This is a genomic window from Streptomyces xylophagus, assembly GCF_000716435.1.
Classification (GTDB): domain Bacteria; phylum Actinomycetota; class Actinomycetes; order Streptomycetales; family Streptomycetaceae; genus Streptomyces; species Streptomyces xylophagus.
In genome coordinates this window covers 177,100-202,356 of the sequence record NZ_JNWO01000009.1, presented here as the reverse complement: position 1 = coordinate 202,356, position 25,257 = coordinate 177,100, and the positions used below count along the sequence as shown (strand labels likewise).

The window sequence follows — 25,257 nt, the reverse complement described above, 5'->3', positions numbered from 1 at the left end:
CAGGGGATGGGTGCTCGCAGTGACGGAAACGTACGCGACACGGCCGCCATTCCCGCCGGGGGTATCCCACAGCACGTGACGCCTGCCGCATTAGTACGACTGCGGGTGCCTCCCTGTGGACAACCGGCTCACCCGTCTCCGGCGACCTGGCAGCATGGCCGTGTGACAGCAGCAACGCACTCCTCCCTGTTCCCGCAGGTACCGGACTCGGCCGACGCGGTGCTCGAAGGGCTGGACCCCGAGCAACGCGAGGTGGCGACCGCCCTGCGCGGTCCGGTGTGCGTGCTGGCGGGCGCCGGCACGGGCAAGACACGGGCGATCACCCACCGGATCGCCTACGGCGTGCGCGCCGGAGTCCTGCAGTCCTCCAGCGTGCTGGCCGTCACCTTCACCAACCGGGCGGCCGGCGAGATGCGGGGCCGGCTGCGCCAGCTCGGCGCCACGGGAGTCCAGGCGCGTACGTTCCACTCGGCCGCGCTGCGCCAGCTCCAGTACTTCTGGCCGAAAGCGATCGGCGGCAGCATGCCCCGGCTCGTCGACCGCAAGATCCAGCTCGTCGCCGACGCGGCGGCCGCCTGCCGCATCCGCCTGGACCGCGGCGAACTGCGGGACGTCACCGGCGAGATCGAGTGGTCCAAGGTCACCCAGACCGTTCCCTCCGACTACGCCGCCGCGGCGGCCAAGGCAGGCCGCGACATCCCTCGCGCCCCTGCCGAGATCGCCCAGCTCTACGCCGCCTACGAGGAGGTAAAACGCGACCGCGGGGTCATCGACTTCGAGGACGTCCTGCTGCTGACCGTCGCCGTCCTCCAGGATCGGCACGACATCGCCGAGCAGGTCCGCTCGCAGTACCAGCACTTCGTGGTCGACGAGTACCAGGACGTCAGCCCGCTCCAGCAGCGCCTCCTGGAGCTGTGGCTGGGCGACCGCGACAACCTGTGCGTCGTCGGCGACGCCAGCCAGACGATCTACTCCTTCACCGGAGCCACCCCCGACCACCTTCTCGACTTCCGCACTCGCCACCCCGGCGCCACGGTCGTCAAGCTGGTCCGCGACTACCGCTCCACACCCCAGGTCGTCCACCTCGCCAACGGCCTGCTCTCCCAGGCCAGCGGCCGTGCCGCCGACCATCGCCTGGAGCTGGTCTCCCAGCGCGCCGCGGGCCCCGAGCCCGTCTACACCGAGTACACCGACGAACCCGCCGAGGCCGAGGGCGCCGCCCGTCGCATCCGGGACCTCATGGACGCGGGTGTCCCGGCGAGCGAGATCGCGATCCTGTTCCGCACCAACTCCCAGTCCGAGACCTACGAACAGGCCCTCGCGGACGCCGGAGTCCCCTACCAACTGCGCGGTGCCGAGCGGTTCTTCGACCGCCCCGAGGTACGCAAGGCCGGCGTCGCCCTGCGCGGCGCGGCCCGCTTCGGGGGCAACGACTCGCTGCTCGACGACGTCATCGACCTGCCCTCCCAGGTCCGTGCCGTCCTCTCGGGCGAGGGGTGGACCTCGGCGCCCCCGGCCGGCTCCGGCGCCGTCAGAGAGCGCTGGGAGTCGCTCGCGGCCCTGGTCAATCTCGCCCAGGACTTCGCCGCGGCCAAACCCGGAGCCACCCTCGCCGACCTGGTCGCCGAACTCGACGAGCGGGCCAACGCCCAGCACGCCCCGACCGTCCAGGGCGTCACCCTCGCCTCCCTGCACTCGGCCAAGGGCCTGGAGTGGGACGTCGTCTTCCTGGTCGGCGTCGCCGAGGGCATGATGCCGATCACCTACGCGAAGACCGACGAACAGATCGAGGAGGAGCGCCGCCTCCTCTACGTCGGAGTCACCCGCGCCAGAGAGCGGCTCCACGTCTCCTGGGCGCTGTCCCGCTCGCCCGGCGGTCGTCCCAGCCGTCGTCCGAGCCGCTTCCTGAACGGCCTGCGCCCCGGCTCGACCGGCGCCACGGGCAGACCCGGCACGGTCGCCCCGGGAGGCATCGAGCGCGGTTACCAGGGCAGCGGCCCCAAAGCCGTCCCACGGCGGACGCAACGCACCCCGGCCCGCTGCCGCGTCTGCGGACGGACGCTCACAGACGCCGGCGAGATGAAGCTGATGCGCTGCGAGGACTGCCCCTCGGACATGGACGAGGGCCTCTATGAGCGGTTGCGGGAGTGGCGGGAGGTGCAGGCGCAGCGCAGCGGTCAGCCCGCCTTCTGCGTCTTCACCGACAAGACGCTGATGGCGATCGCCGAGACCGTCCCCGACGACGACGGCGAGCTCGCCCGGATCCCCGGCGTCGGCGCGCGCAAACTCAACCGCTACGGGGCCGATGTCCTGGCCATCTGCGGCGGTCAGGAGCCTGCGGAGGGTGTCGAGGGGGACTGATGGAAACTCGTCGAGAAAATAGTTTGCGCATGCCCCAGCAATCCCCATAGGTTCTTAGGCACGGGAACAGGGGGCCTTCTCGAAGGCCCTGATTCCGTGCTGTACTTGCATATCCGAAGGACCGGTCTCACCCCCGGTCCCCCGAGACGCCGAGAGGAGGCGATTCCAGTGATCAGCATCAACACCAGCTCCGTCAGCACCGTGAAAATGACCGATCCCTCGGTCGTCTCCCTGTGCATGCTCGGCGTTTCGAACCTGGGCACCGGTCTGTCCGGCATTCCTGCCGCCCGTCCGGCGTCCGCCCTGTCTCTCGCGGTCCTTCCCGTCCGTGAGCGCAATGAGCGACCGACCAAGGCACTGGAAGCAGTAGCGGCACAGGCGCAGGCCTATGCCTTTGCGGCCGGTGCCGGAGGCCGGAAGCAGACGACGCAGCACCACCAGATGTGGGCCTTCCGTGGGCCAGAACCCTGGAGTGATCCAGCCTGATCGATCAGGCCGGCGCCTTCAGGGCCGCGGAACCCCACCCGGGATCCGCGGCCCTTCTGTTTTCCCCGAACGGGGACGACGGAGCGAAGGGGCCTCGGGACAAGAAAAGAACCCGGTACCAGCCGACACCCGGCCCAACAGGGCCGGACCGACCAGACGAGGAAGAACAACCGTGCAACTCGAAGCGCACGCCCCGTCCGTACCGCCTTCCGAAACGATCCCCCCGCCCGGCCTCACGGAGGACTCCACCTTGACTCCCCTCACTGCGCTCACCGCGCTCGACGACGCCATCGAGAACCTCGGCGTACCCGTCCCCTGCCGTTCCTACGACCCGGAGGTCTTCTTCGCCGAGTCGCCGGCCGATGTCGAGTACGCCAAGTCCCTCTGCCGCACCTGCCCGCTGATCGAGGCCTGCCTCGCCGGCGCCAAGGAGCGGCGTGAGCCTTGGGGCGTCTGGGGTGGCGAGCTCTTCGTCCAGGGTGTCGTCGTGGCCCGCAAGCGGCCGCGTGGCCGTCCGCGCAAGAACCCGGTCACGGCATGAACATCACCCTCGGAACGATCGACCGCCCCCTCACGCACGACCCCAAGAAGCAGGCCCCGATGAAGCCGTCCACTCCCAGCGAGCCCGTGGGCTCCGCGATCCCAGACTTCACCACCCCGGGTGCGACCGAGTCGCGCCAGAACAGGACCCGAGAGATGCAACTCATCCCAGAAGCCCTGGCCCGTGCGCATATGCACGAGCGCCTGCACGAGGCCGAGCGGGAACGCCGGGCCGTGCGCCTGGTGACCGCCCGCCGGATGCAGCGCCGGGCCGAGCGCGCCTCGATGCGTGCCCGGCGTGCGCTCGCCATGGCCGTCATGCAGTAATCGATCACACCTGAAGCGGTGGCCTCCCTACCCGGGAGGCGAATGCTCCCCGCGGGGGCCGGTCCGTCCGAACGGACCGGCCCCCGCGGTGCGTTCTGCCCGCCGATCCCCGGGCACGGCGATATCGTCGTCGCGTGACGAGTCTTCCCGGAGGCAGTGACGGAGGCAGTGACACCAGCGCCTCCACCGCGGAGCCCCAGCCTCTTGTCTGCGCCCGCTGCGGCACTCGGTCCGAAGGCCCGCAGCTCACTTGGACCTGCTCCGTGGAGAACGGAACCCGCCACTACCTCTGCGACACCTGCGCCAGGCAGAACCTCAGGGCGATCGAGGGACGGCTGGACTCGGCCTGGTGGTAGGCCGCGCGGCACTCGCGGTTCGGCTCACGCCTCCGCCGCGGGTTCCTCCTCGTCCAGGTACTCCTCGTACTCCTCCTCCGGCACGAACCCCGGCAGCCACTCCTCCAGCTCGTCGCGCAGCCGTACCGTCGCGCCCAACTGGCACAGGACGCCGATTGTGCTCAATGTCACTCGGTGTATCAGGAGGTACGCCGGAGGCAGGTTGAGCTGCTTGCCCAACTGGTGCGCGGGGGAGCGCGGGTCCGCGATGCGGGCGGCCTGGCTGCGCATCCAGCTGCGGCTGAAGGTGAACTCGTCGGCCTGGGCCGGCTCGATGATCGGCACGAGGTAGTCGAGGACGGCGTCGGGGTCCAGCTCTATCGACTCCTTGACGAAGCCCTCCGTGCACAGCAGCTCGTAGACCGCCTCGGCGTCGCCGTCGAGCGTCATGCGCAATGAGTCGCCGATGGGAGTCGGCAGGCCGCCCGGGAGGCGGTCGACCGTGCCGAAGTCCAGGACACCCAGGCGCCAGTCGCCCTTGCCGTCCGGGTCGGCGGGCAGCAGCCGGAAGTTGCCCGGATGCGGGTCCGCGTGCAGGAGGCCGGTGCGGGCCGGGCCGGAGAACAGGAAGCGGGCCAGGAGCTGGCCTGCCCGGTCGCGCTGCTCCTGGGTGCCGTCGGCGATCACCTCCGACATCGGAATCCCGTCGATCCACTCGGTGACCAGGACCTGGTCGCACTGGTGGACCACGGCGGGCACCATGACATCCGGGTCGCCCTCGAATTCCTCCGCGTGCACCTGCTGGGCCTGCGCCTCCAGGCCGTAGTCCAGCTCCTCGGAGACCCGGTCGCGGAGTTCGGCGATGAGGGGCTTGATGTCCATCCCGGGGATGAGCGGGCCCAACAGGCGGGCGAAACGGCTCAGTTGGGTCAGGTCGGACAGAAGGGCCTCGCCGGCGCCCGGGTACTGCACCTTGACCGCGACCTCGCGGCCGTCGTGCCACACGGCCCGGTGCACCTGGCCGATCGACGCCGCGGCGGACGGCTTGTCCTCGAACTCCAGGAACAGCTCGCGCCAGTCCTCGCCGAGCCGCTCCGTGAGCACACCGTGCACGGTGCGCGTCGGCATCGGCGGCGCCGCCTCCTGGAGCTTGGTCAGCGCCGCACGGTAGGGACCGGCGACCTCCTCGGGCAGTGCCGACTCGAAGACGGACAGTGCCTGCCCGAACTTCATCGCACCGCCCTTGAGCTCGCCGAGCACCTTGAACAGCTGCTCCGCCGTGCGCTGTTGCAGTTCACGGCCGACGATCTCCGCGGACTCGCCCACGATCCGTTTCCCGAGCCCCCACGTCGCTCTCCCGGCGAAGCCGAGTGGGAGCGCGGCGAGCTTGGCGGTACGGGTGACCGCCTTTCGCGGAAGATCAGACATGCGCCCTCCAAGTCCCAGCCGGCCGGGCCGAGTCTGCCTTACGGCGCAAGTCCCTCGACGGCCGGTCCCCTGCCATTGTCGCGTGTCGATCCTCGTCCGTAGAGGTGTGTCCCTCCTTACCTTTCTCCGCGGCCCCGCACGGGCATGCGGAATGCGCCCAGACCGGCCGTGCGTGCCAGTGCAGACCGGGCAGCGAAACCTCCCACCGAGCGCCGGCGCTCGACGGCGACTGCCCGTCCAGGAAAGCGAGCGCGTGCGCGGCCGCCAGCCCGGCGACGGTCGTGGAAAGCGCCAGATCGCAGGGGCGCACCTGGGGCTGCTTCCCGGAGCGCCACTGTGCGACCAGACGCGGCCAGGTCGGATCCCGGTCGGTGCGGGAGTGGTGCAGGCAGCCCGCGCAGGCCGTCTCACCCGGGAGGACCAGTGGGCCCACGATTCCTGTGCCCTCCACGACACCGGCGTACAGATGCGGTGTCCCCGAGGCGATCAGGTCCTCGGCGGCGGACGGGTCGGGCGCGTGCACGGCGACGTCGTCGCGCGGGGCGAGGATCACCAGGGAGAGACCCGGGTCGCTCTCCTCCGGCGCGGGCCGGGAGGTGCGGCGCGGCGGACGCCCCGGGGCCGCCCGGCGTACCGCGCGCCGGGCCGCCTCGTCCCTGCGCTCGCCGACGGCCTCGACGGGCAGCCCGCCCGGAGCGACATCCCAGGGCTCGGTGTGACCGCCGTCGCGTACGTCGACCTCGCCGACTCCCGCGCCCGACAACAGTGCGGCCAGCACCGCGCCCACCCGGCCCGCGCCTCTCACCTGCACCCGCAGTCCGCGACGCGCCGCCAGACGGCCCATCGCCGCGCCCGGTTCGCCGGTGATCAGGGAGAGCGACGCGAGATCCGGGCGCAGCCGGTCGATGACGTCCTTCTTCGCGCGGAGAGCGTCGGCCGCCGGACCTCCCCCCTTCGCGTCGTCGAGCAGACCCGCGTGCGTAAGCCGCTCCACCAGCTGGTCGACATGCCCTTCGGGCAGATCCATCCGGTGGCCCTCCTCGCGCAGGAGTGGCAGTCCGCGCGTGCCGTTGAGCAGCTCCAGGAAACTGCCCGTCGCCGTGTCCATGGGGCCCAGCGTCATCGCGTGCGCCGGTGTCATCCCGAACTGCACGGTGTTGAGATCGCGCCAGCCGCGCCGCAGCGCGGGCTTCACCATCGGATGCATGACAGGCCCCCGTAGCCGTAGGAAGTACGTCCCGTGTGCCGGCGGACGTGGTCGGTGTTCCGTCGGCGATGCCAGCCTGCCCGGCCCGCGCGCCGGGTGCCGAAAGTTGTCCACAGGCGGGGGGTATTCGTCGTACGAATCAAACGCTAGGTGGGGGATCGACACCGAACCGTCCCAGGGGCGGGACTTCCCGCGTGTGCAGAGGGTAACGTCGTGGCGTGCCCGCCGACCCACTGCACAGCGCCGGAAAACCACAGCGCAGTACGACGAGCCAGCCGCCAAGCGGCTCGGGGGCGAGCGCGATCGAGGTCCGCAGGAGTGCGCGTCGGCGCAGAACGGTCTCCGCGTACCGCGAGGGCGATCGCACCGTCGTGCTCATCCCCGCCCGGATGTCCGAGGCGGAGGAGAAGCGCTGGGTCACCGTCATGCTCGACAAGCTGGCCGCCCAGGAAAGCAAACGCGTGCTCGGTGACACAGAGCTGGCCGAGCGCGCCGAGCGCCTGTCGGCCCAGTACTTCGACGGCCGCGCCCGGCCCACCTCGGTGCGCTGGGTCACCAACCAGAACACGCGCTGGGGCTCCTGCACCCCTTCCGAGGGCAGCATCCGCCTCTCGCACCGGCTGCAGGGCATGCCCGAGTACGTCGTCGACTACGTGCTGCTGCACGAGCTGGCGCATCTCCTGGTGCCCGGACACGGTCCGCGTTTCTGGCGGCTCCTGGAGGCCTATCCGCGCACCGAGCGGGCCAAGGGGTACCTCGAAGGGGTGGTCGCGGCCGAGCGGCTGCCCCATCCGCCGGGCACCCGGGACGAGTGACCGTCCCCTGTGGGGGATTGTGTACCGGGTCTGTACCGACTTCCTCCGGTGTCAGAGATTGCCGTTAGCCTGACGCGACGCACTTGCATCGGGATGGGGGACGGTCGTTACGCATGGCCAGGGAATTCCAACGCGGCCACAAGGCCAAGATCAGTGACCTCACCGCGGGCACCGATCTGTACGTAGGCGTGCAGATCACCGGCCCCGGACTGACGTTCGACATCAGTTGCTTCGGTCTCGACGCCGAGGAGCGGCTCTCGGACGACCGGTACTTCGTGTTCTTCAACCAGCCGAAGTCCCCGGAGGAGTCCATTCAGCTCCTGGGTGCCCAGGCGGGCGACTCGGAGTCCTTCCGGGTCACGCTCGACAGGATCCCGCCGCAGATCCACAAGCTGGCGTTCACGGCCACGCTCGACGGCGCCGGGCAGATGTCGCAGATCGCCCCCGGGTACGTCCGTATCGTCGCGGGCGGCGAGGAGGTGGCCCGCTACTCGTTCAACGGGTCGGAGTTCACCACCGAGCGCGCCGTGATGCTGGGCGACTTCTACCTGAAGGACGTCTGGCGGTTCGCTGCCGTGGGCCAGGGCTTCGACGGCGGCCTCGAAGCGCTGCTGAAGAACTTCGGCGGCGAGGTCGCCGAGGAGGAGACGCCCGAGCCGCAGCAGTCGCAGCCCGCGCCGCCGCAGTCCGGTGCCGCCCCCGGCTTCGCCCCGCCCGCGTTCGGCGCCCCCGCGGCCCCGGCGCCCGCCCCGGCCCCCCAGCCCGTCCCACAGGGGTACGCACCCCCTCCGGTGCCCGTGCCCTCCGTGCATGCCGCGCCGACCATCATCGCGCCCATGACCCCGCCCGGGCCGGGCACTGTGCCGCCCCCGGGTCCCGTGCCCGCGCCCTACGGCCAGCCGCAGGCGCCGTACGGACAGCAGGCCCCCGGCCAGAGCCCGCCCCCGCCGCCCGGCTACGCGCAGCCCCAGGCTCCGCACGCGCCGGGCCCGCCGCCCGGTTACGGTCAGCCGACCCCGCCCCCTGGCTACGGTCAGCCGCCCGCCCCTCCCGGGTACGGGCAGCAGCCGCCCGCGTTCGGGCAGGTCCCGGGGCAGGCGGCCGCCTACGGAGTGCCCTCGGGCGCTCCCCAGGGCGCCGGTGTGTCGGCCGCGCTGGAGAAGTTCAAGGAGACGCCCACCGGGCAGCGCTGGACGCAGCAGAACAAGAAGCTCGTCCGCGTCGACCTCGGCATCGGCGGCCAGCCCGTGCTGGCCCGCCAGGGCAGCATGGTGCTCTACCAGGGCAAGGTCGACTTCGGCTACAAGGGTGCCGGGTTCGCCGGCCGGATCGTCGGCAACGCGACCGGCCAGGAGATGCAGCTGATGCGCTGCACGGGCCAGGGCCAGGTGTTCCTCGCCGAGCACTCCACCAACCTGCACCCCGTCGAGCTCCAGGGGGACGCGATCTGCGTCTCCGCCGAGAACGTCCTCGCCTTCGACGAGAGCCTCCAGTACGAGGTCAGACGCATCGAGGGACACGGCATCCCCGGGGGCGCGCTGTTCACGATGCAGTTCCAGGGGACCGGCACCATCGTCGTGAAGACCCACGGCGAGCCCGTCGTCCTGCCGGTCACGCCGACCACGTTCGCCGACTGCAACGCGGTCGTCGCCTGGTCCGCCGCCGCCCAGGTGATCGTCTCCAGCCAGGTCCGGATGCGCCGCAACGCGTACCCCGGAGACACCGGCGAGAGCGTCAACCTGCAGTTCCGGGCCGCCCCCGGCAACTTCATCGTCGTCCAGCCGTACGAGGTCTGAGGGAGCCCGTCATGAACCAGCCGCTCGCGGGCTACGCCCCCGCACCCGTCACCGCCCGCATGGAGAACCACGGCAACAACATGCTGAAGGTCGCCATGCAGACCGGAAGCGACCTCTTCGCGCGCGTGGGCTCGATGATCGCCTACGAGGGCTTCATCCAGTACGAGCCCAACCCGCCGGCCGTGCGCCAGATCGCGCGCGACTGGATGACCGGCGAGGGCGCGCCTCTGATGAAGTGCTCCGGAGACGGACTGCTCTACCTCGCCGACTACGGCGCGGACGTCGTCGTGATCAACCTCAACGGCGACGGGATCTCCGTCAATGCCACCAACCTGCTCGCCTTCGACGCGCACCTCACCTGGGGCGTGGAGCGGGTCAAGGGGCTCGCGAAGTTCGCCGGGCAGGGCCTGTGGAACACCAAGATCACCGGCCAGGGCTGGGTCGCGCTGACCTCCCGGGGCAAGCCGATCGTCGTCGACTGCGGCGGTGGCGAGGACGAGACCTACGTCGACCCGGACGCGCTCGTCGCCTGGTCCCCGAACCTCAAGGTGAAGGGAAAGCGCAGCTTCAAGGCGCAGTCGCTGATCGGCCGCGGCAGCGGCGAGGCCTACCAGATGGCCTTCTCCGGGACGGGCATCGTCGTCGTCCAGCCCAGCGAGGACAGCACCGACCGACTCCGGTTCCGGGGCTGAGGGGGGAACACGACACCATGCAGAGCCCGCTTTTCGCGTTCAACGACTCGCAGTCCCAGGACCGCTACAGCCTCCAGAACAAGCAGATGCTGCGCATCGTCCTGGAGGGCCACGACGACATCCTCGCCCGCAAGGGCACGATGGTCGCCTACCAGGGGCTCGTCGAGTTCGACGCCGAGTACCAGAACACCCAGCAGGCCTACGCGCGTGCGGCCACCGGCGAGGGCCTCAGCCTGATGCGCTGCCACGGGCAGGGCACGGTCTTCCTCGCCAACCTCGCCCAGCACGTCCACGTAGTGGATGTGGAACAGGACGGCCTCACCGTCGACAGCAGCTACGTCCTCGCGATGGACTCCTCGCTGCACCACGAGGTCATCGCCGTGGACAGCCAGTACGGCATCTCCGGCTCCGGGAAGTACCAGCTCAACATCACCGGCCGCGGCAAGGTCGCCCTGATGACCTCGGGCGCGCCCCTGATGATGCAGGTCACGCCCGACAAGTACGTCAACTGCGACGCCGACGCGATCGTCGCCTGGTCCACCGGCCTGCGCGTCCAGATGCAGGCCCAGACGCACTCCTCGGGCGTGTGGCGGCGTCGCGGCAACACCGGTGAGGGCTGGGAGCTGAGCTTCATGGGCAGCGGCTACGCGCTCGTGCAGCCCAGCGAACTCCTGCCCCCGCAGAACGCCGCGATCGGCCAAGGACTCGCCGCGCAGTTCGGCATGGGCCAGCAGGGCGTACACGCGCAGAACCAGGGCAACGCCTGGAGCTGAGCGTCCGGAAAACCAACGTAAGGGGCGCCCGCCGTTGCGGGCGCCCCTTACACGTTCAACGCCTGCCAGACCCCGCTCAGAGCCTGGCGCGCGTCGCCTCCAGCAGCCGCACGACCGACTCGTCCGCTACGGCCGCCACCTCGTCGTAGCGGAACCAGCGCAGGTCCAGGGACTCGTCGCTGATCTCCTGGACGGCGCCTGGAGGTGCCACGACCGTGTACTGGACGTCGTAGTGGAAGTGGCACGGTGCCGGGATCGGATGGAGGTCCAGGCGTGCCGGGCCGCCCGGCAGCAGGGTCAGTCCGGTGATGCCGGACTCCTCCGTGGCCTCGCGGAGGGCAGCCGCCTCCAGGGAGGTGTCCTCCGGCTCGCAGTGGCCGCCCATCTGGAGCCACATCCGCAGCTTTTTGTGGAGGGTCAGCAGAACGCGACCCTGCTCGGGGTCGATCACCAGGGCGCTCGCCGTGACATGACCGGCGTGGCAGGACTTCCACATGCCGTCCGGGTGCGCGGCCAGGTGGTCCAGGTAGGCCTGGCGCAGCTCGTCCTGGTCCTCGTAGCTCTTGAGCACGAGGACCGCGTCGTCGTACAGAGTCACTCGGAGTCTTCGTCCTCGTCCTTCTTCAGGTTCGGCTTCTCGCCACTGCCGCTCGCCGCCTCGCCGAGCATCTTGTCCAGCTCGGAGAAGTCCAGCTGCTCGCGGTGCACGAAGCCGTCCGGGTCGTCCAGGTCGGAGGCCGTCGGCAGCATGTCCGGGTGGGCCCACAGGCCGTCCCGGCCGTCGACACCGCGGGCGTCCGTGAGCGAGGCCCACAGCCGGGACGCGTCGCGCAACCGGCGCGGACGCAGCTCCAGGCCGATCAGCGTGGCGAACGTCTGCTCGGCGGGACCACCCGTCGCGCGACGGCGACGCAGGGTCTCGCGGAGCGCGTCGGCGGACGTCAGGCGCGGCTTCGCGGCCGCGTGGACCACCGCGTCCACCCAGCCCTCGACGAGCGCCAGAGCCGTCTCCAGACGGGCCAGGGCGGCCTTCTGCTCCGGCGTGTCCTCCGGCTGGAACATGCCCTGCTGGAGGGCGTCCTGCAGCTGCTCCGGGTTCTGCGGGTCGAACTGGCCGACCACGTCCTCCAGCTTCGCGGTGTCGACCTTGATCCCGCGCGCGTAGCCGTCGACCGCGCCGTACAGGTGCGAGCGCAGCCACGGCACGTGCGCGAACAGGCGCTGGTGGGCGGCCTCGCGCAGGGCGAGGTAGAGCCGCACCTCCTCCTGGGAAATGCCCAGATCCTTGCCGAAGGCCTCGATGTTCAGCGGCAGCAGCGCGGCCTTGCCGACCGGGCCGAGCGGCAGACCGATGTCGGTCGAGCCGACGACCTCGCCCGCGAGCGTGCCCACGGCCTGCCCGATCTGCGTGCCGAACATGGCGCCGCCCATGGAGCGCATCATGCCGATCAGCGGGCCCGCCATGGCCTGCATCTCCTCCGGCAGGACGTCACCCATGGCCGCGCCGACGCGCTCGGCGACCGGGTCCACGAGTTCCTTCCAGGCCGGAAGGGTCGCCTCGACCCACTCCGCGCGGGACCACGCCACAGCGCTGCCCGCGCCGGACGGCAGCGAGGTCGCGTCGTCCAGCCACAGGTCGGCGAGGCGGACGGCCTCCTCGACCGCGCTGCGGTCGGCGGGGCCGATGCTCGCGTCCTTGACGCCGTCCTGGGTGCCCTGGGAGACCGTCTGGCGGGCGATCTGCTTGGCCATGTCCCAGTTCACCGGGCCGCCCTCGTACGAGAGCATCTGGCCGAGCTGCTGGAACGCGGCGCCCAGGTCGTTGGGGTTCAGGGAGCCGAACATGGCGGCGAGCGGATTGTCCGCGCCGGGGCCGCCAAAGCCCCCGGCACCGGGCAGCCCGCCAAAACCGAACGGGTTGGCCGGTCCCTGACCACCACCGCTCTCCTGGTCCTTCTTCTTGCCCTCGTCGCCGTCGTCCGGCTCCTCCGGCGGAAGGCCGAATCCGAATGGGGTGTCACTCACGGGATTCCTCGGCTGTTAAGGCCGCCGGTTCTCTCCGACGGCACGACTGCCCTTCAACACCACCCAGCGTAGACACCGCGGGCCGTTCGGGCCTCGGTGCTTCGCCGAGACCTGGCCTGCGGCAGGATGGATGCCACCTGGTCCGGACGCGTCACGCGCGTCCGTACTGAAGACAACCGCTGGAGACGCCCGGTGAGTTCCCCAGATCCGCAGGTTCGCGCAGCGCGAAACCACTCAACCAGTCCCGCCGTGCGCGGGCCCGTCGTCGCGGTCACCGGCGCCGCGTCCGGGGTCGGGGCGCTGCTGACCGAGCGGCTCGCCGCCTCCGAGGAGATCAAGCAGGTCATCGCCATCGACGAGCGGCGCGGGGAGTGCGCGGCGGCCCAGTGGCACATCCTCGACGTACGGGATCCGGCCATCGCGGAGAAGCTGCGCGGCGCGGACGTCGTCGTCCATCTGGCGCTGGATCTCGATCTGGAGACCGATCCGGCCGCCCGTTCGGCGTACAACGTGCGGGGGACGCAGACCGTGCTGACCGCCGCCGCGGCCGCCGGTGTCCACCGGGTCGTGCTGTGCACCTCGGCGATGGTCTACGGAGCGCTGCCCGACAACGAACTGCCGCTCTCGGAGGACGCCGAACTGCGCGCCACCGCGGAGGCCACCGGCGTGGGCGACCTCCTGGAGGTCGAGCGGCTCGCGCGCCGCGCGCCCCGGGCGCATCCCGGGCTCAACGTCACCGTCGTCCGCCCCGGAGTGCTCGTCGGCGGCACCGACACCGCGCTGACCAGGTACTTCGAGTCGCCCCGGCTGCTCGTGGTGGCCGGGTCGCGGCCGGCCTGGCAGTTCTGCCACGTCGAGGACCTGTGCAGCGCTCTGGAGTACGCCGTCCTGGAGAAGGTCGAGGGCGAGCTGGCCGTCGGGTGCGACGGATGGCTGGAGCAGGAGGAGGTCGAGGAGCTCAGCGGTATCCGCCGCATGGAGCTGCCCTCCGCGGTCGCGCTCGGCGCGGCGGCCCGGCTGCACCGGATCGGGCTCACCCCGTCCCCGGCCGGCGACCTCGCGTACACGATGTACCCCTGGGTGGTCAGCGGGAGCCGGCTGCACGACGCGGGCTGGCGGCCGCAGTGGACCAACGAGGAAGTGCTCGCGGAGCTGCTGGAGGAGGTCGCCGGGCGGCACACGGTCGTCGGGCGACGGCTCGGCCGCAAGGACGCGACGGCGGCCGGTGCCGCGGGCGCGACGGTCGCGCTGCTGGGCGCGGCGGCGGTCGTACGGCGGGCACGGAAGGCCCGGCGGCGGATCTGAGAAGCGTGTCCGCGTAAAAGACGTACTTCTGTAGGACGCTCCAAACAGGCACACGCGTGTGCCTGGTGAAAGTTCTATTCCTCGCTGTCGGCGAGGTGCGGCACGATGGAGGCATGGCACCCACGATCGACCATCCCGGTGAGCAGGCAGCGCAGGATCCCATCAAGCTGATCGGGATCCGGGAGACGCCGCTCTCCGTGGACGAGGTCCTCAAGGCCGTCGGGGACGACGCGGCCGGTGGGACGGCGCTGTTCGTCGGGACTGTGCGCAACCACGACGGCGGTGCTGATGTCGACGCGCTCGGGTACTCGTGCCACCCCAGTGCCGAGGTCGAGATGCGGCGGGTCGCCGAGAAGGTCGTGGCGGAATACCCGGTTCGGGCGCTGGCCGCCGTCCACAGGGTGGGGGATCTCGGGATCGGTGACCTGGCGGTCGTCGTCGGCGTGTCGTGTCCGCACCGGGGCGAGGCCTTCGAGGCCTGCCGGAAGCTGATCGACGACCTCAAGCACGAGGTCCCGATCTGGAAGCACCAGAAGTTCTCCGACGGCACCGAGGAGTGGGTCGGCGCCTGCTGATGCCCGCTCACCGACTTCTCACCCGACCCCGATCGACTTCTCACCGGCCCTCCGGTTGCGTAACCGCCCCCCGGGCATGAGCGTTGTCAGTGGGGCTGGCTAATCTGCTGATCAGTCAGTTGAGGTGACTCTGTGGGGTTGGGAGGTCGGCATGGCGGCACTCGCCTGGTTGTTGATTCCGCTGGTGGCTGCGATAGGTGCCGGTCTGTGGGGCAGTTGGGCCAACAGGACCCGCAAGGTGCGCAGCGACGGTCCGGAATTGGACGGCTATGCCCGCTTCCGTGAGGCGATGGAGAAGTCCCACTCCGGCACGTGAACGGAAGCGCGAACGGAAGCGTGACCGGAGAGCGGCCCTGACGGTGCGCTGACAGAGCCGTCCCGTACTGTCGTGCCATGCCACGCCGCACCGCGACGATGCTCGCCTCCACCCTGATGCTGATCGCGCTCCTGTGCGCGGCAGTCTTCATCAAAGTCCCGTACGCGGAGATGTCGCCGGGCCCGACGGTGAACACGCTCGGGGACCACGACGGCGAGCCGGTACTGCAGATCACCGGGCGCAAGACCTACCCGACGACCGGTCACCTGAACATGACGACGGTCCGGGTCACCAGCGCCGACTACAACATGAGCCTCGTCGAGGCCGTGTACGGCTGGCTCGCCCACGACGACAAGATCGTCCCGCACGACACGCTGTACCCGGACGGCAAGACGGAGCAGCAGTCGACCCAGGAGAACGCCGAGGAGTTCAGCCAGTCCCAGGAGAGCGCCAAGGTCGCCGCCCTGGACCAGCTGGGCATCCCCGTGAAGTCCTGGGTGATCGTCTCGACGGTCCTCAAGGACTCCCCGGCCGAGGGCAAGCTGCACGCCGGTGACGTGATCAAGGCCGTGGACGGTACGACGGTGAAGCAGCCCGACGACGTCGCGAAGCTGGTCACCAAGCACAAGCCCGGCGAGAACGTCGTGTTCACGATCGTGCCGGCCAAGGACCAGGCCGCCGCCGTGAAGGCGAACAAGACGGCGACCGCGACGAAGAAGATCACGATCACCACCGCGACCTCCGACGACACCGGCGCCAAGCGCGCCATCGTCGGCATCTCGGCCGGAACCGATCACACGTTCCCGTTCTCCATCGACATCAAGCTCGCGGACGTCGGCGGCCCGAGCGCCGGTCTGATGTTCGCGCTCGGCATCTACGACAAGCTCACCCCGGGCGATCTCACCGGCGGCAAGTTCGTGGCCGGCACCGGCACGATCGACGACGACGGCAAGGTCGGCCCGATCGGCGGCATCTCGATGAAGACGGTCGGCGCGCGCAGCAAGGGCGCCCGGTACTTCCTGACCCCCGCCGAGAACTGCGCGGAGGCCGCCAAGGACACCCCCGGTGGCCTCCAGCTCGTCAAGGTGAACACCATCAAGGACGCGATCAGCGACCTCAAGCTGATCAACAGCGGCAAGACCGCCGACCTGCCGAAGTGCAGCACCAAGGGCTGAACAGGCCTCTTCTTTAAGAAGACCCCGCGTACGACTCCGGGGGCGCCCTCAGGTCGAGGGCGCCCCCGGAGTCGTACCGGACGAAGTCAGTCCTCGAAGGTCGCCGACAGGGCCTCGGCGAGGCCCGGGACCAGGGCGCCGCCCGTGAGGACCTCCGTGGGGGAGTCCTTCTCGCGCAGGCGCAGGGCCGAGTCGCGGGTGCCGTCGCGCAGGACCGCGACCGTCATGCGGACCTCCTGGCGGTCCGGGTGCTGGGCGACCCACTGGGTGAGCTTCTTCTCGCTCAGGCCGTCCGGGACGGAGGCCTCGGCGGACGGCGGCAGCATCAGGCGCTCGACCGTGAGCGCGCAGCCGGCCACCGCGTCGGGCCAGGCGATCGTGCCGAGGAACTCGTCCAGCGGCTTTCCGGCCGGGATCTCCTCCTGCTCGATCGGGGTGAGACCGGTGGTCTCGGGCTCGTCCCGCAGGCCGAGCTGGGCCGCGAGGCCGGGTTCCTGGGCCCGCAGCCGCGCGGTGTCTACCAGGGCGAAGAGGCGAGCGGGCTGGTCCCAACCGAGGCCGGAGGCGTACTCGTCGATCTCGAGTACGGCCCGGGTGAGGGGGTTCGCTGCCATGGGAGTGTTGGACATGGTCACAATCCTGCCTCGTTCATGGCCGGAATCGGGAACCGAGTAAACGGTGAGTAAGTTGCATAGGTGTGGGCCCGCGATCACGCGGGGCTACGGAGGGTCCGCGAAACCGGGGACCTGACGCAACGACAGCGACCAACAGCGAACTTCGAGGTGCGCACCTTGGCTTTCCAGATGCCGGACCGCGGCGGAGGCCCGACAGGGCCGCGGATCAGAGTGGGCCGCCCGTCCCGGCGTGTCCGGACTTTGCTCATGACACTGGGTGTCCTTGCCGTACTCGGCATGGCGTTCACGATGTTCGCGGGCTTCTGGACGGACTGGCTCTGGTACCGGTCGGTGCATTACTCGTCCGTGTTCACCACCACCCTGTCGACCAAGATCGGCCTGTTCTTCGTCTTCGGCCTCCTGATGGCGGCCGCGGTCGGGGTGAACATCTGGCTGGCGCACCGCCTGCGCCCGCCACTCAGCGCCATGTCGATGGAGCAGCAGAGCCTCGACCGGTACCGGATGGGCATCGCGCCGTACAAGAAGTGGCTGCTTCTGGCGATCACGGCTCTCGTCGGGCTGATCGCGGGGGCCTCGGCGTCCAGTCAGTGGCGGGTCTGGCTGATGTGGGTCAACGGCGTGCCCTTCCACCAGAAGGACCCGCAGTTCCACCTCGACGTGTCCTTCTACGCGTTCGACCTGCCGTGGTACCGCTTCCTGCTCGGCTTCGGCTTCGCCGCCGCGATCCTCTCGCTGCTCGCCGCCGCGCTGACGCACTACCTGTACGGCGGGCTGCGCATCACCAGCCCGGGCGCGCGTGCCACGGCCGCGGCCACCGGGCATCTGTCGGTGCTGCTCGGCATCTTCGTCGCGCTGAAGGCGGTCGCCTACTGGCTCGACCGGTACGGACTCGCGGTCAAGTCCAGCGACTTCAAGGCGACGGGCGACTGGACGGGCCTTCGGTACGTCGACGCGAACGCGTATCTGCCGGCCAAGACGATCCTGTTCTGCATCGCCGTCATCTGCGCGCTGCTGTTCTTCGCCACCCTGTGGCGGCGCACCTGGCAGCTGCCCGTCATCGGCTTCGGCCTGATGGTGCTCTCCGCGATCCTCATCGGCGGCCTGTACCCGGCGATCGTCCAGAAGTTCACGGTCCAGCCGAACGAGCAGGCCAAGGAAGCCCCGTACGTCCAGAAGAACCTCAAGGCGACGCGCGAGGCCTACGGCATCGACGACACCAAGGTCACGGAGTACTCGGGGACGAGCACCACCAAGGACAAGGCCAAGCTGCGGTCCGACGTCGACTCCACGGCGAGCATCCGCATCGTGGACCCGAACATCGTCTCGCCCACCTTCCAGCAGCTCCAGCAGATCAGGAACTACTACGCGTTCCCGACCAACCTGGATGTCGACCGCTACAGCAAGGACGGCAAGGACCAGGACACGGTCATCGGTCTGCGCGAGCTGAACCTCAACGGCATTCCGAAGAACAACTGGATCAACGACCACTTCCGCTACACCCACGGCTACGGCGTGGTCGCCGCCAAGGGCACGGAGGCCGACTCCGAGGGCCGGCCGGTCTTCACCGAGTCCGATCTGCCGTCCACGGGTGACCTCGGGACGTACGAGCAGCAGATCTACTACGGCGAGAAGACCACCACGTACTCGATCGTCGGCGGTCCCCAGAAGGAGATCGACTACTCCGACGACAGCGGCGAGAAGACCACCAGCTACACGGGCAAGAGCGGGGTCAACCTCTCCAACCCGCTCAACCGGGCCGCGTACGCGGTGGCGTTCAACGAACCGCAGATGCTCTACTCCGGTGCGATCGGTGAGGGTTCGCGGATTCTGTACAACCGCACGCCCAAGGAGCGCGTCGAGGCGGTGGCGCCCTGGCTGACCATCGACGGCGACGCGTACCCGGCGGTGGTGGACGGTCATATCCAGTGGATCGTCGACGCGTACACGACCAGCAACGGATACCCGTACGCCTCGCGGACGACCCTCGGGGACACCACGGCCGACTCGCTGACCGCCTCCAACAACAACCGCGCGGTGGTGGCCCAGCAGAACCAGGTCAACTACATCCGCAACTCGGTGAAGGCGACCGTCGACGCGTACACCGGCGAGGTCAAGCTCTACCAGTGGGACACCGAGGACCCGGTCCTGAAGACCTGGATGAAGGCGTTCCCCGGCACGGTCGAGCCCAAGAAGGACATCTCGTCCTCGCTGATGGCCCATCTCCGGTACCCGCAGGACCTGTTCAAGGTCCAGCGCGAACTGCTCACCCGCTACCACGTGACGGACGCGCAGACGTTCCTCAGCGGCAGCGAGGTGTGGCAGGTGCCGGACGACCCGACCAACAAGTCGGGCAGCGCGGTGCCGCCGTACTACCTGAGCATGAAGATGCCGGATCAGACCGCGCAGGCGTTCTCCCTGACGACGACGTTCACGCCGAACGGCAGAGACAACCTCAGCGCCTTCATGGCGGTCGACTCCGAGGCCGGCACGCCTGATTACGGCAAGATCAGAATCCTGAAGCTGCCGACCAGCACGACCGTCGGCGGACCTAAACAGGTGCAGAGTGCCTTCAACTCCGAACAGGACATCGCCGAGTCCATCAAGCTGCTCAAGGGCGGCGACTCCGACATCGAGTACGGCAACCTGCTGACGGTGCCGCTCGACGGAGGACTGCTCTACGTGGAGCCCGTCTACGTACGCGGTGGTGGACTCAAGTACCCGCTCCTGCGCAAGGTGTTGGTGGCCTACGGAGGCAAGACCGCCTTCGAGGACACGCTGGACGAGGGGCTCAACAAGGTCTTCGGGGCGGAGAGCAGTACGACGACGCCACCGGATACGGGCACCACCAGTCCACCGGCATCCGGTAATCCCACGGTCCAGGCGGCGTTGAGCGACGCCCAGAAGGCATTCGACGCCGGGCAGGAGGCGTTGAAGAAGGGTGACTGGGAGGCGTACGGACAGGCGCAGAAGGATCTCCAGGCCGCGCTGAAGCGGGCCGAGGACGCACAGGCCGCGGCCAACAAGAGCAGTGGCAGCGACAAGAGCAGTGCGAGTCCCAGCAGTAGTCCGAGTGCCAGTGGCAGTCCCAGTAGCAGTCCGAGCAGTTCGAGTGGTTAGCGCAGCTCAGGCGGCAGTTGATCACTAGGTCAGAGGCCCACCCCGCACCGTGGTACGGTTGCAACACAACGGCGCGGGGTGGAGCAGCTCGGTAGCTCGCTGGGCTCATAACCCAGAGGTCGCAGGTTCAAATCCTGTCCCCGCTACTGAACGCGAAGGCCCGGATCCTCCAAGGATCCGGGCCTTCGCGCTGTGCGAACGCATGTGCCGACGAGGGTGACGGCCGTGCCGCCGGGGGGACTTGGTGAAACCGTGTTTCGCTTGTCTCTCTGTGGGCATGTCGACAAAACGCTGTAGAGACCTCACTGGCTGCGGTATACCAGGTGTACCCAGGTTGCAGGTGGTGCGACGATGGACGTTATGGGGGACAAGGCAACTCTGTTGGATACAGGGCGTTTTGTGCAGCCTTCCGACCGGGACGAGACCGGTGAGGCGGAGGCTGTCGACGAGGCACGCACACGGCTCGCCGCACAGGCCGGCGACGTCGAGGCGACGAGTGTCCTCGGAGCGATGCTGCTGCGCCGCGGTGATCTCGACGGAGCCGAGCCTCTGCTGCGTGCCGCCACCGCCGAGGGCGACCGCGCCGCGGCCAACAACCTGGGTGTCCTCCTCCACCAGCGCGGCTACACCGACGAGGCCGCCGGCTGGTGGCGGATCGCCGCCGTGGCCGGTTCCGCCGCCGCCGCGCACGCCCTCGGGCGATACCACCGCGAGCGCGGCGACGAGCCCGCCGCCGAGTACTGGCTGCGCCAGTCCGCCGAACAGGGCCACGCGCTGGGCGCCTACGCGCTCGCCGATCTGCTGGAGCACCGCGGGGACACCCTGGCCGAGCAGTGGATGCGGTCCGCCGCCGAGCGCGGGCACCGCGAGGCCGCGTACCGGCTGGCACGGGCGCTTGATCGACAGGCGCCGCACGAGGGCGAGGGCGGGGCTGACAACGGTGTCGACCCGCCCGCGGGAGGCGAGGCCGAGCAGTGGTACCGGCAGGCCGCCGCGCGTGGACATCAGCGGGCCGCGCTGCACCTCGGGGCGATCCTGGAGAAGCGGGGCGAGCTCAAGGAGGCCGGGCGCTGGTATCTGACGTCCGCGAAGGACGGGGAGGCGCGGGCCGCCTGCGCGCTCGGGTTCCTGCTGCGCGACGCCGGCGACACCGAGAGCGCCGCCGTGTGGTGGCTCCGTGCTGCCCAGGACGGCGACGGCAACGCGGCCAACGCGCTGGGCGCGCTGCACGCCGAGCGCGGCGAGACACAGACCGCCGAGCGGTGGTACCGGGCCGCGATGGACGCCGGTGACGTGAACGGCGCGTACAACCTCGGGCTGCTCTGCGCCGAGCAGACGCGCACCGCGCAGGCCGAGCAGTGGTACCGACGGGCGGCCTACGCCGGACACCGCGAGGCGGCGAACGCACTCGCCGTGCTGCTGCTCCAGGGCGGCGACGCGACCGGTGCCGAGCCGTGGTTCTCCAAGGCCGCGGAGGCCGGGAGCGTGGACGCGGCGTTCAACCTCGGGATTCTCTTCGCCGGGCGCGGTGAGGAGGGCGTTGCGTTGCCCTGGTACGAGCGGGCTGCGGCTGCCGGGCACACGGAAGCGGCGTTGCAGGTCGGGATCGCCCGGCTGCGGGACGGCGACGAGCGGGAGGCCGAGCGGCATCTCCGCTGTGCCGCCGGCGGGGGGAGCGCGGAGGCGGCGTACCGGCTGGCCTCGGTGCTCGACGCGCGGCGACCGCCCACGCCCGCGCACGAGTTGGGCGAGCAGGTGCACGAGAAGACCGAGTGCGAGGAGTGGTACGAGCGGGCGGCGTCGCAGGGGCACCGGCGCGCTCAGGTGCGGGTGGGGATGCTCGCGGCTGCGCGTGGGGATGTCGTCGAGGCGGCTCGGTGGTACCGGGAGGCGGCCGAGGCGGGGTCCCGTAACGGTGCCTTCAATCTTGGGCTGTTGCTGGCTCGGGAGGGGAGTGAGCCGGAGGCTGCGGTGTGGTGGGCGCGGGCCGCTGACGCGGGGCACGGGCGGGCGGCGTTGCGGTTGGCCCTGGTTTACGCGCGTCGCGGGGAGCTGGCCGAGGGGCAGCGGTGGGCTGATCGGGCCGTGTCCTTGGGGCCGTCGGAGGTGTCCGAGCGGGCGGCTCGGTTGCGGGATGCGTTGCGGCAGGAGCTGACGGCGTAGTTTTTCGCCCCCGCCGCCCCTACCCGTCCCATCACTGGGGGCTGCCGCCCCCAGGCCCCCGCTTCGGCCTGAACGGCCTCGTCCTCAAACGCCGGACGGGCTGGATGTAGCCGGCCTGGGCCGGCAGGTGGGCGGCGGACGGGCTGGGTGTCGCTGGCCTGGGTTGATAAGCGATTTGCTTCTGTCCGGCCGTCTGACGTAACGTTGCAATCACAACGGCGCGGGGTGGAGCAGCTCGGTAGCTCGCTGGGCTCATAACCCAGAGGTCGCAGGTTCAAATCCTGTCCCCGCTACTGAAGGCCGAGGGCCGGAATCCGAAAGGGTTCCGGCCCTCGGTGTTTCTACGGCTGGTGGCCCACCGCCTCCTCGTACAGCGAGCGGTCCACGGTCCTGGACTCGGGGAGGGCCGCTCCCTTCGAGACTCCGGCCGCCTTGTACGCGGACTGCAGCCGGGTCGTCGTTCCCGCGCGGATCTCCCAGTCCATGGTGAGAGAGGGCGTTGATTTCAGGACCGACGCGTCGATCTTCAGGAGTTTCGCGAGGTAGGTGACGAAGCTCGCGTCGCGCTTGTAGTCGCCGGCGAAGTACGTGTCCACCGTGCGGATGTAGGCCCGCAGGAGGGCCACCCCGGCGTCCACGTCGTCGTGCAGGAGGCTGCGGCCGTACAGCATGCCGCCCAGGGGCTCGCCGAGGGGCTGGCCGCCCAGGAAGGCGTACGCGGGGTTGTCGTCGACCTTGCGCCAGACCGGGTCGAGGAGCCAGGCGGAGTCGACGCCGCCGTTCTGGAGGGCGGTGAGGACGTCGGCCGAACCGAGTTGCTGGTACTGGATCTTGTCGAGGCCGCCGCCGTGGGTCGCGAGGGCCTTCTCCATGGGGTACGCGATCACCGAGCCCTTGCCGATCATCGTGCCCATCCTGCGGCCGGCCATCCGGACGTCCGCCGCGGCCTCGCCGTTCTTCAGCTTCACCCAGAGGCCGCTCTTCGACTTCGGGTCGGGCGAGAAGTTCCCGGCGACCCACTTGATGTCGAAGCCGCCCTTGACGCCGTTCATGACGGCTGCCTCGGGAGCCGCCCACATCGCGTCGATGTCCCCCTTGGCCAGCAGCGGCAACGCGTCCGGGGTCGGGAGGACCTTGAGCGTGACGTCCAGGCCCTCCTTCTTGAACTCGCCCTTGTCCAGGGCGACTTCGAGCGGGGCGACGTACTCCGCGCTCAGCGTTCCCGTCGCGATCGTCACCTTGCGCGTCTTGGGGAGAGGCTGCGCGCCGGGGGCGAGCGGCTGGCAGCGGGCCGGGACCCGGGTGGGGGAGAGGTCCGCCGGGTCCGTCCAGGACGACTCGCCGCAGCCCTCCACCGGCTTGACGGCGCGGTTGCCCGCCGCCGTGTCCGAAGTCCCGGAATCCCCCGAGTACTTGGACGAGCAGCCCGCCGACCCGAGCAGGGCCGCCACGACGACCACCACACCGTACGCACGCCTTCTCATGACTGCCCCCGTCCTCGGTCCCGCGGTGCCCACGGTGTGAGCAACCGGCCTGCCACACGCACCAGTTCGGAGAAGACGACCCCCAGGACAGCGACGCACACGATGCCGACGAACATCACGTCGTTCTGGAACAGCGCGCGGGAGTCGAAGATGAGGTGACCCAGGCCGTTCGTCGCGGCGATCTGTTCCGAGGCGACGATGACCAGCACGGCCACGCCCGCCGCGATCCGCGCGCCCACCAGAACCGCGGGGAGGGAGGCGGGGAGGAGGACGTGGCGGAACATCTGCCACGGGGTCGCGCCGAAGACCCGGCCCGCGTCCCGGTGGCCGGACGGGATCGCGACGACCGCCGACATCGTCGAGATCCACACGAAGAAGAAGACGGTGGTGGCCACCAGCGCCACCTGCGGGCCCTCGCCCAGGCCGAACATGTTGAGGAAGATCGGCAGCAGGGCCAGTTTCGGTACGACGTACAGGGCGTCCAACAGCGGTTCCAGCGCGGCCCGGACGAGGGACAGGGACCCCATCAGCAGGCCCAGGGCGTACCCGGCCGCCGTGCCGATCGCGTAGCCGCCCACGACGCGTTTCGTCGTGGCCCACACGTCCGGCCACAGCTCGCCGGCGGCGGCCCGGTGCCAGCCGTCGGAGAGGATCGTGGAGGGGGCCGGGTAGACGCGGGGGTCGATCCAGCCCTGAGTGGCGGCCAGTTGCCACCAGAGGACGAGCGCCACGGGTACGGCCACGGCGAGGGAGAGTTCCAGGGCGCGCCGGCGGCGGTGGGTGCGTACGGGACGGAGTTCGTGCGGGCCGGGGCGGCGGACCAGGACCGATTCCTCGCGGTCGGGGGCGATCGTGGTCATGCGGGCACCGTCTCCTTCCGTAGCAGCTCCCACAACTCGCTTTTCAGGGCGGTGAATTCGGGGCTGTCGCGGATGTCGCCGGTGCGCGGGCGCGGGAACGGCGGGCGGTGTTCGGCGATGATCCGGCCCGGGCGGGCGGACATCACCAGCACGCGGTCACCGAGGACGAGCGCCTCCTCCAGGCTGTGCGTGATGAAGAGGGTCGTGGTGTGCAACGTCTGGGTGAGCTCCAGGAGTTCGTCCTGGAGGATCGTGCGGAGCTGCGCGTCCAGGGCGGCGAACGGCTCGTCCATCAGCAGGAGTTCGGGTTTTACGGCGAGTGCGCGGGCGATGGCGACACGTTGCCGCATGCCGCCGGAGAGGGTCGCCGGATAGGCGTGCGCGAAGTCGGCGAGGCCCATGCGGGTCAGCCACTCGTCGGCGCGGGCGTTCGCCTCGTGGCGCGGGACACGCTGTATGTCCAGGCCGAAACGGACGTTCGCGCGGACCGACTTCCAGTCGTAGATGCCGTAGTCCTGGAAGATCATGGCCGCCGGGCGCGCGCTGGACGTGCGGATCTCCAACGTGCCCGTGCTGGGGCGCAGCAGGCCGGCGGCGATGCGGAGGAGAGTGGATTTTCCGCAGCCGGACGGGCCGACCAGGCAGACGAACTCGCCGGGGGCGATGGTGAGTTCGAGGGGGCCGAGGGCGTGGACCTGGTGCGGGGCGCGGCCGAAGGTGCGGGTCAGTCGGGTGGCGTGGAGTTTTGGGTGCGGGTCTCCCACGGTTGCTCCTTGCGGAGGGCGGTACGTCTGTCTGCACGGGTGGGGGGTGCCGCACGACGATATGACGGTCCGTCAGAT

General features: G+C 70.1%; 23 protein-coding genes and 2 tRNA genes. 17 read left to right on the top strand and 8 right to left on the bottom strand.

Annotation, left to right across the window (positions count from 1 at the left end; translation table 11 throughout):
* Positions 1–162 precede the first annotated feature (162 nt).
* From OO70_RS22990 to OO70_RS22970, 5 genes are all read left to right on the top strand, one after another.
* The gene (locus OO70_RS22990; RefSeq protein WP_199827376.1) at positions 163–2,361 is read left to right on the top strand and encodes an ATP-dependent DNA helicase UvrD2; all 2,199 of its coding nucleotides are present in this window, start codon (positions 163–165) and stop codon (positions 2,359–2,361) included.
* 168 nt (positions 2,362–2,529) lie between these two features.
* Complete coding sequence (locus tag OO70_RS22985) at positions 2,530–2,847, top strand: hypothetical protein (protein WP_043674583.1); 318 nt, start codon at positions 2,530–2,532, stop codon at positions 2,845–2,847.
* Positions 2,848–3,019: 172 nt separating this feature from the next.
* The gene (locus tag OO70_RS22980; protein ID WP_019072119.1) at positions 3,020–3,388 is read left to right on the top strand and encodes a WhiB family transcriptional regulator; all 369 of its coding nucleotides are present in this window, start codon (positions 3,020–3,022) and stop codon (positions 3,386–3,388) included.
* On the top strand, positions 3,385–3,714 hold the full coding sequence (locus OO70_RS22975; protein WP_043674579.1) for a hypothetical protein: 330 nt from the start codon (positions 3,385–3,387) through the stop codon (positions 3,712–3,714). The genes OO70_RS22980 and OO70_RS22975 overlap by 4 nt, the downstream gene beginning before the upstream one ends.
* Positions 3,715–3,848: 134 nt before the next feature.
* Positions 3,849–4,070 (top strand): hypothetical protein, encoded by a 222-nt coding sequence (locus tag OO70_RS22970; protein ID WP_043674577.1) that lies wholly within the window; start codon positions 3,849–3,851, stop codon positions 4,068–4,070.
* A 24-nt stretch (positions 4,071–4,094) separates the two neighbouring features.
* On the opposite strand, the gene OO70_RS22965 is transcribed toward OO70_RS22970, so the two are convergent.
* Both OO70_RS22965 and OO70_RS22960 read right to left on the bottom strand, forming a co-directional pair.
* Entirely contained in the window at positions 4,095–5,477 is a 1,383-nt protein-coding gene (locus OO70_RS22965; RefSeq protein WP_043674575.1) for an ABC1 kinase family protein, read from the bottom strand.
* The gene (locus OO70_RS22960) at positions 5,470–6,684 is read right to left on the bottom strand and encodes a TOMM precursor leader peptide-binding protein (protein ID WP_043674572.1); all 1,215 of its coding nucleotides are present in this window, start codon (positions 6,682–6,684) and stop codon (positions 5,470–5,472) included. The genes OO70_RS22965 and OO70_RS22960 overlap by 8 nt, the downstream gene beginning before the upstream one ends.
* 218 nt (positions 6,685–6,902) lie before the next feature.
* Between OO70_RS22960 and OO70_RS22955 the strand changes: the two genes are divergently transcribed.
* From OO70_RS22955 to OO70_RS22940, 4 genes are all read left to right on the top strand, one after another.
* On the top strand, positions 6,903–7,499 hold the full coding sequence (locus OO70_RS22955; protein ID WP_043674569.1) for a M48 metallopeptidase family protein: 597 nt from the start codon (positions 6,903–6,905) through the stop codon (positions 7,497–7,499).
* Positions 7,500–7,612: 113 nt separating this feature from the next.
* Positions 7,613–9,295: a TerD family protein gene (locus OO70_RS22950; protein ID WP_043674567.1), complete on the top strand. Its 1,683-nt coding sequence runs from the start codon at positions 7,613–7,615 to the stop codon at positions 9,293–9,295.
* A gap of 11 nt (positions 9,296–9,306) precedes the next feature.
* Positions 9,307–9,987 (top strand): AIM24 family protein, encoded by a 681-nt coding sequence (locus OO70_RS22945; protein ID WP_043674564.1) that lies wholly within the window; start codon positions 9,307–9,309, stop codon positions 9,985–9,987.
* Positions 9,988–10,004: 17 nt separating this feature from the next.
* Positions 10,005–10,760, top strand: coding sequence for an AIM24 family protein (locus OO70_RS22940; RefSeq protein ID WP_043674558.1), 756 nt, complete (start codon positions 10,005–10,007; stop codon positions 10,758–10,760).
* Positions 10,761–10,836: 76 nt separating this feature from the next.
* Here OO70_RS22940 and OO70_RS22935 read toward each other — a convergent pair whose 3' ends face one another.
* Together OO70_RS22935 and OO70_RS22930 are read right to left on the bottom strand one after the other, a co-directional pair.
* Complete coding sequence (locus OO70_RS22935) at positions 10,837–11,358, bottom strand: NUDIX hydrolase (RefSeq protein ID WP_043674555.1); 522 nt, start codon at positions 11,356–11,358, stop codon at positions 10,837–10,839.
* Positions 11,355–12,785, bottom strand: coding sequence for a zinc-dependent metalloprotease (locus tag OO70_RS22930; protein ID WP_043674552.1), 1,431 nt, complete (start codon positions 12,783–12,785; stop codon positions 11,355–11,357). Before OO70_RS22930 ends, OO70_RS22935 begins: the two co-directional genes overlap by 4 nt.
* A gap of 192 nt (positions 12,786–12,977) precedes the next feature.
* Between OO70_RS22930 and OO70_RS22925 the strand changes: the two genes are divergently transcribed.
* From OO70_RS22925 to OO70_RS22915, 4 genes are all read left to right on the top strand, one after another.
* Positions 12,978–14,090 carry an SDR family oxidoreductase gene (locus tag OO70_RS22925; protein WP_043674550.1) on the top strand — a complete coding sequence of 371 codons (1,113 nt, stop codon included), beginning with the start codon at positions 12,978–12,980 and terminating at the stop codon, positions 14,088–14,090.
* A gap of 113 nt (positions 14,091–14,203) precedes the next feature.
* Positions 14,204–14,665, top strand: coding sequence for a molybdenum cofactor biosynthesis protein MoaE (locus tag OO70_RS22920; RefSeq protein WP_043674548.1), 462 nt, complete (start codon positions 14,204–14,206; stop codon positions 14,663–14,665).
* Positions 14,666–14,816: 151 nt separating this feature from the next.
* On the top strand, positions 14,817–14,981 hold the full coding sequence (locus tag OO70_RS55395) for a hypothetical protein (protein ID WP_169389425.1): 165 nt from the start codon (positions 14,817–14,819) through the stop codon (positions 14,979–14,981).
* A gap of 77 nt (positions 14,982–15,058) precedes the next feature.
* Positions 15,059–16,156, top strand: coding sequence for a YlbL family protein (locus tag OO70_RS22915; protein ID WP_043674546.1), 1,098 nt, complete (start codon positions 15,059–15,061; stop codon positions 16,154–16,156).
* Between the two features lie 86 nt (positions 16,157–16,242).
* Here OO70_RS22915 and OO70_RS22910 read toward each other — a convergent pair whose 3' ends face one another.
* Positions 16,243–16,785, bottom strand: coding sequence for a PPA1309 family protein (locus tag OO70_RS22910; RefSeq protein ID WP_043674543.1), 543 nt, complete (start codon positions 16,783–16,785; stop codon positions 16,243–16,245).
* A gap of 153 nt (positions 16,786–16,938) precedes the next feature.
* Here OO70_RS22910 and OO70_RS22905 point away from each other — a divergent pair, with 153 nt between their 5' ends.
* The 4 genes from OO70_RS22905 to OO70_RS22890 all read left to right on the top strand — a co-directional run bounded on the left by OO70_RS22905 (position 16,939) and on the right by OO70_RS22890 (position 22,364).
* Positions 16,939–19,908 (top strand): UPF0182 family membrane protein, encoded by a 2,970-nt coding sequence (locus tag OO70_RS22905; RefSeq protein ID WP_078651520.1) that lies wholly within the window; start codon positions 16,939–16,941, stop codon positions 19,906–19,908.
* Between the two features lie 72 nt (positions 19,909–19,980).
* A tRNA-Met gene (locus OO70_RS22900) sits at positions 19,981–20,054 on the top strand.
* 205 nt (positions 20,055–20,259) lie between these two features.
* The gene (locus OO70_RS22895; RefSeq protein WP_043674537.1) at positions 20,260–22,071 is read left to right on the top strand and encodes a tetratricopeptide repeat protein; all 1,812 of its coding nucleotides are present in this window, start codon (positions 20,260–20,262) and stop codon (positions 22,069–22,071) included.
* Positions 22,072–22,290: 219 nt separating this feature from the next.
* Positions 22,291–22,364 (top strand) — tRNA-Met (locus OO70_RS22890).
* Between the two features lie 48 nt (positions 22,365–22,412).
* On the opposite strand, the gene OO70_RS22885 is transcribed toward OO70_RS22890, so the two are convergent.
* Genes OO70_RS22885 through OO70_RS22875 form a run of 3 tightly spaced genes read right to left on the bottom strand, consistent with a single transcriptional unit; the run spans position 22,413 to position 25,179 of the window.
* Positions 22,413–23,555 carry an ABC transporter substrate-binding protein gene (locus tag OO70_RS22885; protein WP_043674534.1) on the bottom strand — a complete coding sequence of 381 codons (1,143 nt, stop codon included), beginning with the start codon at positions 23,553–23,555 and terminating at the stop codon, positions 22,413–22,415.
* Positions 23,552–24,415 (bottom strand): ABC transporter permease, encoded by an 864-nt coding sequence (locus OO70_RS22880; protein WP_043674533.1) that lies wholly within the window; start codon positions 24,413–24,415, stop codon positions 23,552–23,554. Before OO70_RS22880 ends, OO70_RS22885 begins: the two co-directional genes overlap by 4 nt.
* Positions 24,412–25,179: an ABC transporter ATP-binding protein gene (locus tag OO70_RS22875; protein ID WP_043674531.1), complete on the bottom strand. Its 768-nt coding sequence runs from the start codon at positions 25,177–25,179 to the stop codon at positions 24,412–24,414. The genes OO70_RS22880 and OO70_RS22875 overlap by 4 nt, the downstream gene beginning before the upstream one ends.
* Between the last annotated feature and the right edge of the window lie 78 nt (positions 25,180–25,257).